Here is a 14651-nt window from a genome sequence, read left to right on the forward strand (position 1 = left end):
ACATGCCCCGATTTTTTATCGAACGCCCCATATTTGCCTGGGTCGTCGCCCTGATGCTGATGCTCGGCGGTGGACTGGCAGTAAAGAACCTCGCCGTTAACCAGTTTCCGGATGTCGCCCCGCCGGCGATTGCCTTGTCGGTGAATTACCCCGGCGCTTCCGCCCAGACCGTGCAGGACACGGTGGTCCAGGTGATCGAGCAACAGCTCAACGGCCTGGACGGCTTGCGCTACATCTCCTCCGAGAGCAACTCGGATGGCAGCATGACCATCATTGCCACCTTCGAACAGGGCACCGACCCAGACATCGCCCAGGTGCAGGTGCAAAACAAACTGCAGCTGGCCAACCCGCTGCTGCCCGAAGAAGTGCAGCGTCAAGGCATCCGGGTATCCAAGTACAAGGTGAACTTCTTCACCGTCTTTGCGCTGACCAGCCCTGATGGCAAGTACACCCAGGGCGACCTGGCCGATTACATCGTATCCAACATCCAGGACCCGGTTGCGCGAACCCAGGGCGTCGGTGACTTTCTGCTGTTCGGCTCCCAGTACGCCATGCGCCTGTGGCTCGACCCCGAAAAACTCAACAGCTACCAGCTGACCCCGCAGGACGTGATCAATTCGGTGCGCGCCCAGAACGTGCAGGTCTCTGCCGGCCAGCTCGGTGGCCTGCCCACCGCAGAAGGCGTGCAGCTGCAGGCCACCGTTATCGGCAAGCAGCGCATGAAGACCGCCGAAGAATTCGAAAACATCCTGCTGAAAGTGAACCCGGACGGCTCCCAGGTGCGCCTGGCCGAGGTCGCCGAGGTGAATCTGGGCAACGAGAACTACGCCATCACCGGTAAATACAACGGCGCGCCGGCAGCCGGTATGGCCCTGCGCCTGGCCACCGGCGCCAACCAGCTGGAAACCGCTGGCCGGGTAAAAGAAACCCTGGCAGAACTGGAACGCTTTCTGCCTGAAGGCGTAGAGATCGTCTTCCCCTACGACACCACACCGGTCGTGTCGGCGTCTATCGAGACCGTCGCCATGACGCTGATCGAAGCCGTGGTGCTGGTGTTCCTGGTGATGTTCCTGTTCCTGCAAAGCTGGCGCGCCACCATCATTCCCACACTGGCGGTGCCGGTGGTTCTGCTGGCTACCTTTGGCGTACTGTACGCCTTTGGCTTCACCGTCAACGTGATGACCATGTTTGCCATGGTCCTGGCCATCGGTTTGCTGGTGGACGACGCCATCGTAGTAGTGGAAAACGTCGAGCGACTGATGGAAGAAGAGGGGCTGTCGCCCAAGGAAGCCGCCAAGAAATCCATGGACCAGATCTCCGGCGCACTGCTGGGCATCGGCCTGGTGATTTCGGCGGTGTTCCTGCCCATGGCCTTTTTTGGCGGCGCCACCGGGGTGATCTACCGGCAGTTCTCGGTCACCATCATCTCGGCAATGTCGTTCTCTGTGCTGGTGGCATTTATTTTCACCCCGGCCCTGTGCGCCACCTTGCTGAAACCCGGCGACCAGCACGTCAGGAAAGGCTTTTTCGGCTGGTTTAACCGCACCTTTGACCGCAGCGCAGACCGCTACAAATCAGGCGTCAGTTACCTGATCAAACGTAAGGGCCGCTTCATGGGCGTGTACCTGTTGCTGGTCGTGGCTGTGGGCTTCCTGTTCAAGGGCCTGCCCACCGCGTTCCTGCCGGACGAAGATCAGGGCGTGATGATTGTGATGGTGCAGCTGCCCACCAATGCCACGGGCGAGCGCACCGAAGCCGTACTGGCAGAAGCTGGAAATTATTTGCTGGAAGAAGAGTCCGAGGTGGTCAAGAGCGTGATGTCTGTGCGGGGCTTCAACTTCGCCGGCCGTGGCCAGAACTCCGGTATTCTGTTCGTGGACCTGAAGCCCTTTGCTGACCGGGAAAGCTTTGCCCAGAGCGTGTTCGCCCTCGCGGGTCGCTCCGGGGCAAGGTTCGCCCAGATCAAAGACGCCATCGTGTTCCCGATTGTGCCACCGGCCATTCTGGAGCTCGGCAACGCCACCGGCTTTGACCTCTACCTGAAAGACAACGGAGCTATCGGCCACCACGCCCTGATGGCCGCCACCAATGAGTTTATCAGCAGAGCCAATGCCGCGCCGGAGCTGAACATGGTGCGCCACAACGGCCTGCCGGACGAGCCCCAATACCAGGTGATCATCGATGACGAAAAAGCCCGGCTGTTGCAGGTGTCCATTGCCGACATCAATGCCACCATGTCTGCCGCCTGGGGTTCGAGCTATGTGAACGACTTCCTGCACAACGGCCGGGTAAAGAAAGTCTATGTGCAGGGCAAACCGGATTCACGACTGGCACCGGAAGACTTCGACAAATGGTTTGTGCGCAACGCCCAGGGTGAGATGGTGCCCTTTGCCGCCTTCGCCACCGGCGAGTGGGTGTACGGTTCGCCGCGCCTGCAGCGGTATCAGGGCGTGCCCGCTACGCAAATTCAGGGCGCTCCGGCTAACGGTTACAGCACTGGCGATGCCATGGCCGCACTGGAACGCATTGCCGCCGACCTGCCCCAGGGCCTGGGTCTGGAATACACCGGTCTGTCGTTCGAGGAAAAACAGGCCGGCAACCAGGCGATGATGCTGTACCTGCTGTCGATCCTGGTGGTGTTCCTGTGTTTAGCGGCCCTGTATGAAAGCTGGTCAATTCCGTTTGCGGTGATCATGCTGGTGCCACTCGGCGTGCTTGGCGCGGTTCTGGCCACCATGGCCCGGGGCCTGTCCAACGATGTGTTCTTCCAGGTGGGCATGCTGACCACCATGGGACTGGCCGCCAAGAACGCCATTCTGATCGTGGAATTTGCCCGACAGCTGTATGAGCAGGAAGGCAAGCCGCTGCTGCAGGCCACCGCCGAGGCCGCCCGCCTGCGCCTGCGGCCGATCATCATGACCTCGCTGGCGTTCATCTTCGGGGTACTGCCCATGGCCATCGCCAGCGGCGCTTCCAGCGCCAGCCAGCATGCCATCGGTACCGCGGTGGTCGGTGGCACCCTGGCTGCGACCGTCCTGGCGGTCTTCTTTGTACCGCTGTTCTACGTGTTTGTCGTGGGCCTGACCGGAAAGCGGAAATCGTCTGGGGGTTAGCCCCCAGCCGATTTAGCCAAAGTGAAAACCGGATAGCTGAGTCTTCATAACTTGCTCGGAATAAACCTTCTGGCCGCTCGCATTGCCGGCTGCCCCGGCCGCGACCATCAATGGGATCAGGTGCTCTTCGTGCCCCGGTGGATGGCACTGGAGGGCATGGGGTCCGTCAGACCAGTGGCTGAGCAGAGCTTCACGTCGGTCCGGGTGTTCGGCAACCACCTGCGTCAGCCAGGCATCAAAGGCTTCCGACAGGGGTGTAAAGCGCGAATCACCGTAACCACGCATATTGTGAAAACTCATACCGCTGCCAACGATCAGCACGCCCTCGTGCCGCAAAGCGGCCAGCGCCTTACCGGCCGCAAGATGGGCCGCCGGATTCAGATCCTGTCGCAGCGACAGTTGCACCACCGGGATATCCGCCTCCGGAAACATCAGTTTCAGGGGGATGAACATGCCATGGTCAAACCCTCGCCCGGCATCGCCCCGGCTTTCCAGACCGGCCCCGGCCAGCAAGCTGACAATGCGTTCCGCCAGCGCCGGGGCGCCAGGTGCCGGGTATTCCAGCTCATAGGTGTGCTCTGGAAAACCGTAATAGTCGTAGATCAACTCCGGCTGCGATCCGGTGGTGACCCGGAACTCGTCTGCCAGCCAATGGGCCGACACCAGCACAATGGCCTTGGGACGGGCCGGCAATCTTGACGATATACCCTTGAGATAGGTCGCCATACCATCCCAGGCATCGGCCGGATTCCAGTCCATAAAGAAACAGGGGCCGGCACCATGGGGAATGAACAACACCGGCTGGGCGGCAGAAACCGCGTTGCTTTGTGACATAAATAAAGCCCTCCGGGTGGAATAGCGTCAGGTTGCAGGTACAACCAATTTACGCTCATTTTCTGGCGACGAGAACCTGCTAAAATACCCCTACTGACAGTAGGAAATCACATGCTCGATCGCTTCACTGTGGAGCAATTTGCCGGGTCAGCGTGCAACTCAGCAGATCATGCTCAGACGAGCACTCTTTAAGAATTCAAAGGCGAAGACATCCAACCACGCATGATTCCCGTATCGGAATGAGTGACAATGCCGAGCAGCTTTTGTAGCATGCTACCCTAAACCGCCAATTGACTTTTTCGGCTGCTCCTACCCTCTGTGTCAGCAGTCCTTTTAACATGGAAAGCTGGTAGCCTTCCGTTTTGAATGTTCGGCGACTCAACAACTCTCAGGAATTCATTCCCAGGAACAGACCTATGCGCACCGCATCCCGTTTTGTCATCGTCATCATTTTCCTTGGCGTCGTTCTCGGCGGCATCTTCGGCTATAAATTCATGCAGTTTGGCCAGATGAAAGAAATGATGTCTCAACCCCAGCCACCGGCCATTATTTCCGTGACCAAAGCAACGACCGAGACCTGGCAGCCCGCCATCAAAGCGGTAGGCAGTGTTGAGGCCGTCAACGGCATTGCAGTCTCCAATGAAGTGCCGGGTGTTATCGAGACCGTCAACTTCGAATCCGGCGACACGGTCAGCAAGGGCGACGTTCTGATCCGGCTGGACGCTGCCATTGATGAGGCAGCCCTGCGCACTCGCCGCGCCGAAGCCCAACTGGCACAACAGGAGTTCAAACGGGTGTCTGACCTGCTGCCCAAGCGGGCCGTGTCCCAGTCCCAGTACGATGAAGCCAAGGCCAATTTTGACGCAGCCGGCGCCCGGGTCAACGAGGCCGAGGCCCAGCTGAGTAAAAAGGTCATCCGCGCCCCGTTCGATGGCACTCTCGGCATCCGCATGGTAGACCAGGGTGAATACCTGCCAACAGGCACGCCCATTGTTGAAATCAACATGCTGGATCCGATTTACGTGGATTACACCCTGTCTGAAAAGTACATGCCGGATGTTGCCCGGGGTTACCCGGTATCGGTCACCGTGGCCGCCGTGCCGGATCGGGTTTTCGAAGGTGAAGTCAGCGCCATTAACACCTCGGTAAATCCGGAGACCCGCACCGTGCGGATGCGCGCCACCCTCAGCAACGAAGACAGTCTGCTGCGCCCGGGCATGTTCGCCACCATTCAGACCGGCCAGCCACGGGACAACGAAGTGGTGACACTGCCCCGCACGGCCATCTCCTATAACACTTACGGCAACTTCGTGTTCGTCGTCGCTGAGAACGACAAGGGTGAACAGGTGGTTAACCGTCGCAGCGTGATGACCGGCGAAGTCCGTGATGGTCGTGCCTCGATCACTTCCGGCCTTGAAGCCGGCGAAACCGTGGTTGCCAAAGGCCTGCTGAGACTGAGAGCCGGCCAGCGGGTCGACATTCAGGACGAATCCGGCCAGGAGGCGTCTGAGTAATGAAATTCACCGACATTTTTGTCCACCGGCCGGTACTGGCCACGGTGGTCAGCCTGCTGATCCTCTTGCTCGGTGCACGGGCCGCCATGGAAATGGAAATCCGTCAGTACCCGCAACTGGAAAGCACCACGGTTACCGTGACAACCGCTTACCCCGGTGCCAGCTCGGATCTGATCAAAGGATTTATCACCACACCGCTGCAGCAGGCCATCGCCGAAGCTAGCGGTATCGACTACCTGACCTCCACCAGCTCCCAGAGTGTGTCGACCATTCAGGCCAAGATGGTACTGAACTACGACGCCAACGATGCCCTGGCGGAGATTCAGGCCAAGGTTGCCAGTCAGCGCAACGTACTGCCTGGCGAGGCTGAAGACCCCGTCATCACCTCCACCACCGGTGATGAAACCGCGCTGATGTACATCGCGTTTTACAGCACCGAGCTGGAAGTTCCCCAGATTACCGATTACCTGACCCGGGTTGTTCAGCCCAAGCTGCAGGCGTTGTCGGGCGTGGGTAAAGCCCAGCTGCTGGGCCGCACCTTTGCCCTGCGCATCTGGCTGGATCCCGAGCGTTTGGCCGCCGTCGACATGACGCCGGTTGAAGTCGCCGCAAAGCTTCGGGCCAACAATTATCAGGCCGCGGTGGGCAAAACCCGTGACAAGTACACCGAAGTCAGCCTGACCAGCGATACCGACATTGCCGACCCAGAGGCCTTCCGTAACCTGGTGGTCAAACAGTCAGGCGGTACACTGATCCGTCTGCAGGATATCGCCCGGGTCGAACTTGGCTCCCAGAGCTATGACCAGCTGGCGCTCTACAAAGGCCAGCCGGCCACCTATGTCGCCATTGAAATGGCACCCGGCGCCAACCCTCTGACCGTAGCTGACCTGGTCAAGCAAGAGTTACCAGACATCGAAAGCCAGCTACCCAGTGGCCTGAACGTGCGCCTGGCCTACGATGCCTCTGACTTTATTGATGATTCCATCAATGAAGTGATTGCCACCCTGCTGGAAGCTATGGTGATCGTTCTGGTGGTGGTGTTCCTGTGCCTCGGTTCGATACGCGCGTCCATCGTGCCATCGGTTGCAGTGCCACTGTCACTGGTCGGCGGTGCCTTTGTCATGCTGATGTTTGGCTTCTCCCTGAACTTGCTGACCCTGCTATCCATGGTACTGGCCATCGGGCTGGTGGTGGACGACGCCATCATCATGGTAGAGAACGTACACCGGCACATCGAGCAGGGCGAATCCCGCTTTGAAGCCGCCATCAATGGCGCACGGGAAATGGCCATGCCCATCATCGCCATGACCACCACCCTGGTCGCAGTTTATGCACCCATCGGCTTTATGGGCGGCCTGGTCGGCTCGCTGTTTACAGAGTTTGCCTTCACCCTGGCCGGTACCGTCGTGATTTCCGGTATCGTCGCCCTGACCTTGTCCCCCATGTTGTCCAGCAAGGTGCTGAAACCCCACGGTAACCCCGGCAAATTTGAGCAGCTGGTAGAAAAGACGTTCAACGGTCTCGCCAACCTCTACAAGGGCGCGCTGACATCGTTGATGCAGACCAAGTCTGTGGTGATTTTCTTCGCGGTGGTGGTGCTGGGCTCCATCTACTTCATGGTGATGATGAGTCAGAACGAACTGGCCCCCACCGAGGACCAGGGCATTCTGTTTTACCAGGGCCTGGGCCCGGAAACATCCACTCTGGATTATCTGTATGACCACGGCCAGGAAGTTCAGGAACGGATGTCCACCGTGGATGGCTACAGCGAAGACTTCATGATTCTGGGCGTCACCAGTCCGAACGCCGTATTTGGTGGTTTCAAACTGGCACCCTGGAGCGAGCGGGAAATCTCCCAGTTCGACATCCAGCCCAAGCTGGACGCGGAACTGAAGAACGTCACCGGCCTGCAGACTGCGGTTTTCCCCCGCCCGTCCCTGCCGGGTTCCGGCGGCGGCCTGCCGTTCCAGTTCGTGATCTCTACCGGTGGCACCTATGAGCAACTGGACCAGGTAGCAGATGAGATGCTTGGCAAAGCCATGCAAAGCGGCAACTTCATGTTCCTGAAGAAATCCATCAACTTTGACAAGCCGGTTACCCGCATCAGCGTGGACCGTGACCGGGTCGCCGATCTGGGCCTGTCCATGCAGGATGTCGGTCAGTCCCTGGCCAGCATGCTCAGTGGTGGTTACATCAACCGATTCAATATGGAAGGCCGTTCCTACCAGGTGATTCCGCAGGTTGATGATCAGTTCCGCCCCAGTAAGGAGTCTCTGGACGACTACTATATCCGCGCCGGCAACGGTGAACTGGTGCCGCTGTCCAGCGTCGTCACTTTCACCGAAGAGGTAGAACCGTCAAACCGCACCCAGTTCAATCAGCAGAACTCGCTGACGCTGGAGGGTGTGGTCATGCCCGGTGTTGCCGCAGGCACGGCCATGGAGTTTATCGAGCAGACCGCCGCTGAGGTGTTCCCCCAGGGCTTCAGCTTTGACTACACCGGCGAGTCACGCCAGCTGGCGAACCAGGGTAGCGCCCTGGTGGTGACTTTCTTCCTGTCACTGGTGGTGATCTACCTGGTTTTGGCGGCTCAGTTCGAGAGCTGGCGCGACCCGATCATCATTCTGGTTTCCGTACCCATGTCGGTCGCGGGCGCCATGGCCTTCATCGTGCTCGGCTTTGCCACCATGAACATCTACACCCAGGTGGGCCTGATCACGCTGATTGGTGTGGTGTCGAAGAACGGCATACTGATCGTGGAGTTCGCCAACCAGCTGCAGAAGGACCGGGGTCTCAACAAGATCGAGGCCGTCATCGAAGCAGCGGCTATCCGGCTGCGCCCGATCATCATGACGTCACTGGCGCTGATCTTCGCCATGGTACCGCTACTGATAGCCGTGGGCCCGGGTGCGGAAAGCCGCTTCGCCATTGGCCTGACCATCAGCGCCGGCCTTGGCATCGGCACCCTGTTCACCATCTTCGTGCTGCCGGCGTTTTATATACTGCTGGCCCGTGATCACCACGGCTCAGCAGCAGATGAGTATGGCGATGAGGAAAACACTGTAAAAACGACGGCCTGATGCGTTAATCAGTGCCAGAAACAAAAGCCCGCCATGACAAAACATGGCGGGCTTTTTTGTTCTCGGATCACAAACCGGTCAGGCCAGCTCCGCCGCACCTTGCGCCTGTAAACGACGTCGCCACTGCACGGTTTCACTGGGCAATTCACCGAAATGCTCCCGGTACAGCGCCGCAAACCGCCCCAGGTGGGTGAAACCTTCATCCGCCGCGTACCAGGAGATGTGTGGGACATCACACTGGCAATCCACCAATCGCTTGCGCACACGGATTAGTCGGCAACGCTGGTAATAACGATAAGGCGTGAGGCCGGTTTCCCGCTTCATCAGGTAGTACAGGTTGCGCTCGCTTACCCCGGCGTGTTTGGCCAGTTCCGCCAGATCAAACTCCCACTGCGGCTCCGTCCGAATCTTTTCGATGACTTTTACCAGCCTCCGGCCCAGCTCTGGCACATCACCGCAGGCATCTGCCTCGGGGCTGGCCAAGAGATCGTCAATCCGGAGAAACAGATCGGTCGCCGACTCACAGGCATGCCGATGATCCTGCAGATAGCCTGACATCAGCAGAAAGCGTTGAATCTCGCTGGCAACCACCAGCGCCGATGCATGGGACGGGCACCGCTGCGGCAGGTTCTTCATCGGTAAAACAAGAATCAGCCGACTCGCATCACCGGCAGACAGCGTAAACTCCCGGTTTGCGGGGATGACCGCCAACGGATACACAGAAGAGCCCGCTGCGCCATGCAGCGTCAGGTTACACTGGCCCATCACCGACAACACAACCAGAGGTTGCTTCAACCGACAGCAGGTGAGCTCCATGCCCTGGCTGAGTTCCATAACACAGACTTTACCGGCTTCGACTTCCAGCACAGACATCGAGCCAACAACGCCTTGCGGATTGGTCAGATAACACCCATATGCCGCAGGCGAAAACAGATCCTCGATTGCCGACAACCATTCATCGCCAGCGGCTCGGCTCAACCGAAGATAGGCCTCCAGGTTGGACTGGGCATTGAAATAGCGCATAGGGCTCAAACAGGCAGTGAGTGGACCTGCCGTTGTATGTTACACATGGAAAAATCCCTAGCCTTATATTGCAAAACCCCGTCAAACCGCCCTTAAATCGTCACTAAATTGATGACCGTCAATTTCCGTCAAAATGGTCGACGGATCAGGTCAGGCCAGTTTCAGGCCTTCCAGTGGCGACGGCCTGGCCATCAAATAGCCTTGCCCTCGGTGGCATTGCAACTCCTGCAGTTTGGCCTTTTGAGTTTCGGTTTCAATACCCTCAGCGACCACTTCAAGATCAAGCGCCTCGGCTATAGCCAGAATGGCCGATACAATGCGCGCATCACGTCCGTCGGCGCCCAACCTCTGAACGAACTTCCGGTCAATCTTAAGCACATCAACTGGCAGACTGTGGAGGTAGGCGAGAGAAGAATACCCTGTACCAAAGTCATCAATAGCCACCCGGATACCTTTCTCTCCAAACTCCCGGAGCCGGTCAAGACAACGGCGTGACAGGTTCATCAAGTGGGTTTCGGTGATCTCAATCTCCGGCACCCAGCCGGCCTGCCGGATGCGGTTGAAAAAAGGTTCCAGCAACTGCTCCAGCCGGCCATCTGCGATCTGTCTGGCCGAAATATTGATGGCCAGTCGCTTCGAATTACCGCTACCGCCACAGTACTGATCAAGGTCCCGGGTAATACAGCGCACAAGGACTTCAGTAAGTTCATGAATGTGCCCCCGCTGCTCTGCCAACGGCACAAACTCCGCGGGGGATACGGCTCCCAGTTCTGGATGCTGCCATCGCATTAACGCCTCCATACCCACCATAGCACCGGAAACAAGGTCATATTGGGGTTGGTACACCACCGAAAACTCGTCCTGCGCAACCTTCAACGAGGCCATCAGGGCTTCGGAAAGACGTTGCTGGTAATGACCTTGCTCGCTTTCCACGGCACTGTAGACCCGGTAGCAAGCTCTGCCTGCTATTTTTGCCGTATACATCGCCCGGTCTGCATTCTGCAAAAGCTCCGCTGCAGACTCACCGTGCCGGGGAAAGATTGCGGCGCCGACCGAGGCCGACAAAAAGTACTCACGATGATCCACCAGAATTGGCGCACGGAATGCGTTGGTCATTCGCTCGCACACGGCCTGCAGCTCGTCTTCCGTTTCCAGCTCCACCATCGCGGCAAATTCATCACCGGACAGGCGGGCAATAACATCGCCCTTACGCACGATGCCCTGGATGCAGGCCGCTGCTTGTTGCAGTACCCGGTCGCCACAGTCATGGCCATGGAGGTCGTTGACAGATTTGAAGAAATCCAGGTCGATATAAAGTACCGCAAACCGGTTGGTAGCGGGGTCCCGCTGGCTCACCCTTGCTTTGAGAAACTCCTGAAACAACGAGCGGTTTGGCAGCTCCGTCAGCGGATCGTAGTACGCCAGCGACGCCAGGCGCTCATTGCCAGCGGTGAGCTCACCCACATCCATGAACACGCCGGCAAAAAGGCGGTTACCGTTGTATTCCACCGGATAGATTGTCAGCCACTGCGGATAGTTCTCACCATTTTTCCTGCGGTTCCAGATCAATCCTTCCCAACGGCCATGGTCAGTCAGGCTTTGCCACATGGCCCGATAGAACTCCGTTGAATGCAAACCGGAACTCAACACCGACGGTGCCCGCCCGAGGACTTCGTTGGGCCGATACCCGGTCACCGAATGAAACATACGGTTAACGTAAGTAATTCGTGCATCAGGAGTAGAAAGCATGATGGCCCTGGGATGGTGATCCACCAAGGCCTTGAAGTCCTGTTCCTGTAACGCCTGTACCATTCGATACACCTCTTCCTTACCTGCCCGGCTGACGGCAGCCTCTGGTTTCAGCATATGCAGAAACTGTCGTTAACCTATCCACTTCTTGCAAAAAACAATCACCTTTGACCAAAGACTGAGAAAAACGTGAGAAGGATTTCAAGATTTGCAATAAGCGGATACCGCATCCGCCAATCGCAGTTGATAGTGAGTGCACTCAGCGAAACAAACGTACTCCAGGAGTGATCAATGCGCAGAAATGAGCCAGTTACACAAACTGAGCGCGACTTTCCCGCCCGCTACCATCTGATCACCACAACCGATCTGAAAGGAAAGATTACTGCGGCGAACGAGGAGTTCGCCGAGATCGCCGGTTTCAGCATCGACGAATTGGTTGGCCAGCCCCACAACCTGATACGGCACCCCGACATGCCACCGGAAGCTTTTGCCAATATGTGGCGCACTCTCCGCAGCGGAGAGTCCTGGAGAGGCATGGTCAAAAACCGCTGCAAGAACGGTGACCATTACTGGGTAGACGCCTACGTGACCCCCATTCTCAAGGATGGCGAAATGGTAGAGTTCCAGTCGGTACGTTGCCGCCCAAGCCGGGCTCAGGTGCACCGTGCCGAGAAAGCCTACACAGCCTGGAACCGTGGCCGAATCCCCCGCCGCTTCCAGGCCAACAGCCCCTCCCTGGTTTCAAAACTCACTTGTCTGTATGCCGTGCTGGCCAGCAGCTTGCTGTTACTTGGCCGTTCTGAGCTGGGCCTTACGCACATGCTGGAGCTTCAGGCATTGGTACTCGCTGTTTTTGGCGTTCTGCTGTGGCTAACAATGCCCATGACCCGCACCGCTCGCGACCTGAGCTGCGATGCCCACCCGGTGATGCCCTGGATCTACACCGGCCGGCGCGACGAAGGTGCCTGGATTGAGTATGACCGTCAGAAACGGGATGCCACCCTGCGGGCCGTTTCAGCTCGAATGCACGCCAACATTGGCAAGCTCCACGGCAGGAAGCAGAAAACCATGGAGTGGGTTTCCAGCTCAGTGGCCAGTATTCGCAGCCAGCAATCGGACATCGAACACATCACCCGCGCTTTTGAAGAACTGGCACAAAGCGTCAGGCGCGTGAGTGAGATGACCAGCCGAACCGATCAGGCCAGCGCCGATGCCCGCCATTCCGCCAGCCAATGCCAGGCCAGCATGGACGGTGTCGACCAATCGCTCCGACAACTGCAAAGCCAGCTGGCCGGAGCCAACGATGAAATGGACAAGTTGACCGAGCGCAGCAATGCCATCAGCGTTGTCCTCGATGTGATCTCAGAGATTGCCGAGCAGACCAATTTACTGGCCTTGAACGCCGCAATCGAAGCGGCTCGCGCCGGGGAGTCTGGCCGAGGCTTCGCCGTGGTTGCCGATGAAATCCGCGGCCTGGCACAGCGCACCCACGAATCCACCCGGCGCATAGACACCATGATAGAAGATCTGCAAACCGAAACCCGCACCGTGGTCAGCGTCATCAAAGCCGGCGCCGGCGCCTGCGAACAGAGCGCAAGCCTGGCCAATCAAGCCTCCGAGGCACTCCGGGTCACCCTGCATGACATCAATATCATCGATGAATGCGCTCGCGAGGTGGCCAGCGCTTCGGAACAGCAATCTGCACTGGCGCTGCAGGTTGAGCGGCAAGCGGAACACCTTCTGCATCTGGGCAATCAGTCCGTCGAAAGCAGTGAAAGTGCCCACCATGAATCCGAGCAGCTAGGACACAACGTAGACCAGGCCCAGCTCCTGACCAGCCATTTCCTTAAAATGCTCTGTGATCGACTGCTGCCAACGACCAGCAGCAAACGGCAACAATTCCCCGAGCCGGCACAATGAGGTAGGCTGGCGGTCTGCCGGTTCGATGAACCGTCCACACCCATGCAATCAACAGGGCCGCCAGCACCTTGACTCTCGGAACCCTTTTCTGGATTTTCACTGCGGGCTTTGCTGCGTGGTACTGGTGGCAGGCCAAAGCCATCAAAGACGACGTGTTACAGGCAGCCCACCGTTACTGTAAAACCATGGACGTGCTGCTGCTGGACGACGCCGTATTCCTCCGGGGTATCTGGTTCAAGCGGGACCAGAATGGCAACCTTCGGGTATGGCGCCGTTTCCTGTTTGATTTCACCACCACCGGTGAAGAACGCTACACCGGACGGGTGATCATGCTCGGGCGCAAGATCCTGCAGATGGAGCTGGACCCCCACAAATTCTGAGTACCCCTGTACACATTCCGACCTCACCCATATGGGCGATTCCTGACAAGCAGCGCACTCCGCAATACTTCCTGTTGCAGTACAACCAACAAAAACAACAGGAGTACTTTATGCGTTATGCCATCCCTGTCCGGCTGATGGCCGGAGCCCTTATGCTGGTGTTCTCAATGCTGAGCCACGCCAGTTATACCCAGACCCGACATCCGATCGTACTGGTGCACGGCGTCACCGGGTTCAATACCCTCGGTGGCCTGGTGAATTACTTCCATACCATCCCCTGGAACCTTGAGCGCAGTGGCGCCCGGGTGTACACCGCCTCTGTTTCGTTCGTCAACAGCAGCGAACAACGGGGCCAGCAACTGGCCAACTACATCAACAGCCTCGGGCACAGCAAAGTCAACCTGATGGCCCACAGCCAGGGCGCACCCACCTCCAGGGTGGCCGCCGCACTGATCCCGCACCGCATCGCCTCCGTCACTTCGATTAACGGGGTCAACAAGGGCTCGAAAGTCGCCGATGTCATCCGTGGCATCGTACCGCCCGGCAGCTACGTTGAGGGCGGCGCAGGCGCGATCGCAAATGCCCTGGGCGGCTTGATCAATGCACTTTCCGGGGCCAACAACCCCCAGGATGGCATTGCCGCGCTCGAAACCCTGACCACCCCCGGTACCACCAGCCTGAACAATGCACTCGGCTGGCAAGGCGTTAACCGCAATGCCTGCGCCGGCACCAACGAAGACGTCTGGATCAACGGCAACAAGATCAAATTCTTCTCCTGGACCGGCCGCGGCATCTGGACCAACGTTTTCGACATTACCGACCCCTTCCTGGGCGTAACCTCGCTGGCCTTTGGCAGTGAGCCGAGCGATGGCCTGGTGGGCGTATGCTCTACCATGATGGGCAATGTGATCGGCACCCACTACGACATGAACCACGTAGACGCCATCAATCATCTGCTCGGCGCCCGTTCCCTGTGGACCAATCCGGTCAGCCTATACCGCTCCCACGCCAACCGCCTGAAAAACCGCGGGCTGTGAG

The 14651-nt window shown here is 58.3% G+C and carries 9 protein-coding genes; 6 read left to right on the plus strand and 3 right to left on the minus strand.

The features are described from left to right. Nucleotides 1-2 precede the first annotated feature (2 nt). Nucleotides 3-3113: an efflux RND transporter permease subunit gene (locus QPL95_RS11980; protein WP_303291197.1), complete on the plus strand. Its 3111-nt coding sequence runs from the start codon at nucleotides 3-5 to the stop codon at nucleotides 3111-3113. Between the two features lie 12 nt (nucleotides 3114-3125). On the opposite strand, the gene QPL95_RS11985 is transcribed toward QPL95_RS11980, so the two are convergent. Next, nucleotides 3126-3947, minus strand: a complete 822-nt coding sequence (locus QPL95_RS11985; protein WP_303291198.1) for a class III extradiol ring-cleavage dioxygenase — start codon at nucleotides 3945-3947, stop codon at nucleotides 3126-3128. Between the two features lie 416 nt (nucleotides 3948-4363). On the opposite strand from QPL95_RS11985, the gene QPL95_RS11990 reads away from it, so the two are divergent. Both QPL95_RS11990 and QPL95_RS11995 read left to right on the plus strand, forming a co-directional pair. After that, the gene (locus tag QPL95_RS11990; RefSeq protein WP_303291199.1) at nucleotides 4364-5461 is read left to right on the plus strand and encodes an efflux RND transporter periplasmic adaptor subunit; all 1098 of its coding nucleotides are present in this window, start codon (nucleotides 4364-4366) and stop codon (nucleotides 5459-5461) included. Further along, complete coding sequence (locus QPL95_RS11995) at nucleotides 5461-8541, plus strand: efflux RND transporter permease subunit (RefSeq protein WP_303291200.1); 3081 nt, start codon at nucleotides 5461-5463, stop codon at nucleotides 8539-8541. The genes QPL95_RS11990 and QPL95_RS11995 overlap by 1 nt, the downstream gene beginning before the upstream one ends. A 78-nt stretch (nucleotides 8542-8619) precedes the next feature. Here QPL95_RS11995 and QPL95_RS12000 read toward each other — a convergent pair whose 3' ends face one another. Beyond that, entirely contained in the window at nucleotides 8620-9564 is a 945-nt protein-coding gene (locus QPL95_RS12000; RefSeq protein ID WP_303291201.1) for a helix-turn-helix domain-containing protein, read from the minus strand. A 150-nt stretch (nucleotides 9565-9714) separates the two neighbouring features. Then, nucleotides 9715-11430 carry a bifunctional diguanylate cyclase/phosphodiesterase gene (locus QPL95_RS12005; RefSeq protein ID WP_303291202.1) on the minus strand — a complete coding sequence of 572 codons (1716 nt, stop codon included), beginning with the start codon at nucleotides 11428-11430 and terminating at the stop codon, nucleotides 9715-9717. 174 nt (nucleotides 11431-11604) lie between these two features. Between QPL95_RS12005 and QPL95_RS12010 the strand changes: the two genes are divergently transcribed. The 3 genes from QPL95_RS12010 to QPL95_RS12020 all read left to right on the plus strand — a co-directional run bounded on the left by QPL95_RS12010 (nucleotide 11605) and on the right by QPL95_RS12020 (nucleotide 14650). Then, nucleotides 11605-13233, plus strand: coding sequence for a PAS domain-containing methyl-accepting chemotaxis protein (locus QPL95_RS12010; RefSeq protein ID WP_303291203.1), 1629 nt, complete (start codon nucleotides 11605-11607; stop codon nucleotides 13231-13233). 68 nt (nucleotides 13234-13301) lie between these two features. Beyond that, nucleotides 13302-13613, plus strand: a complete 312-nt coding sequence (locus tag QPL95_RS12015; RefSeq protein ID WP_303291204.1) for a DUF3301 domain-containing protein — start codon at nucleotides 13302-13304, stop codon at nucleotides 13611-13613. A 110-nt stretch (nucleotides 13614-13723) separates the two neighbouring features. Continuing rightward, on the plus strand, nucleotides 13724-14650 hold the full coding sequence (locus QPL95_RS12020) for a triacylglycerol lipase (protein WP_303291205.1): 927 nt from the start codon (nucleotides 13724-13726) through the stop codon (nucleotides 14648-14650). The last annotated feature ends 1 nt before the right edge of the window (nucleotide 14651 follow it).

The organism is Marinobacter sp. SS5-14b, from assembly GCF_030541005.1.
Lineage (GTDB): Bacteria > Pseudomonadota > Gammaproteobacteria > Pseudomonadales > Oleiphilaceae > Marinobacter.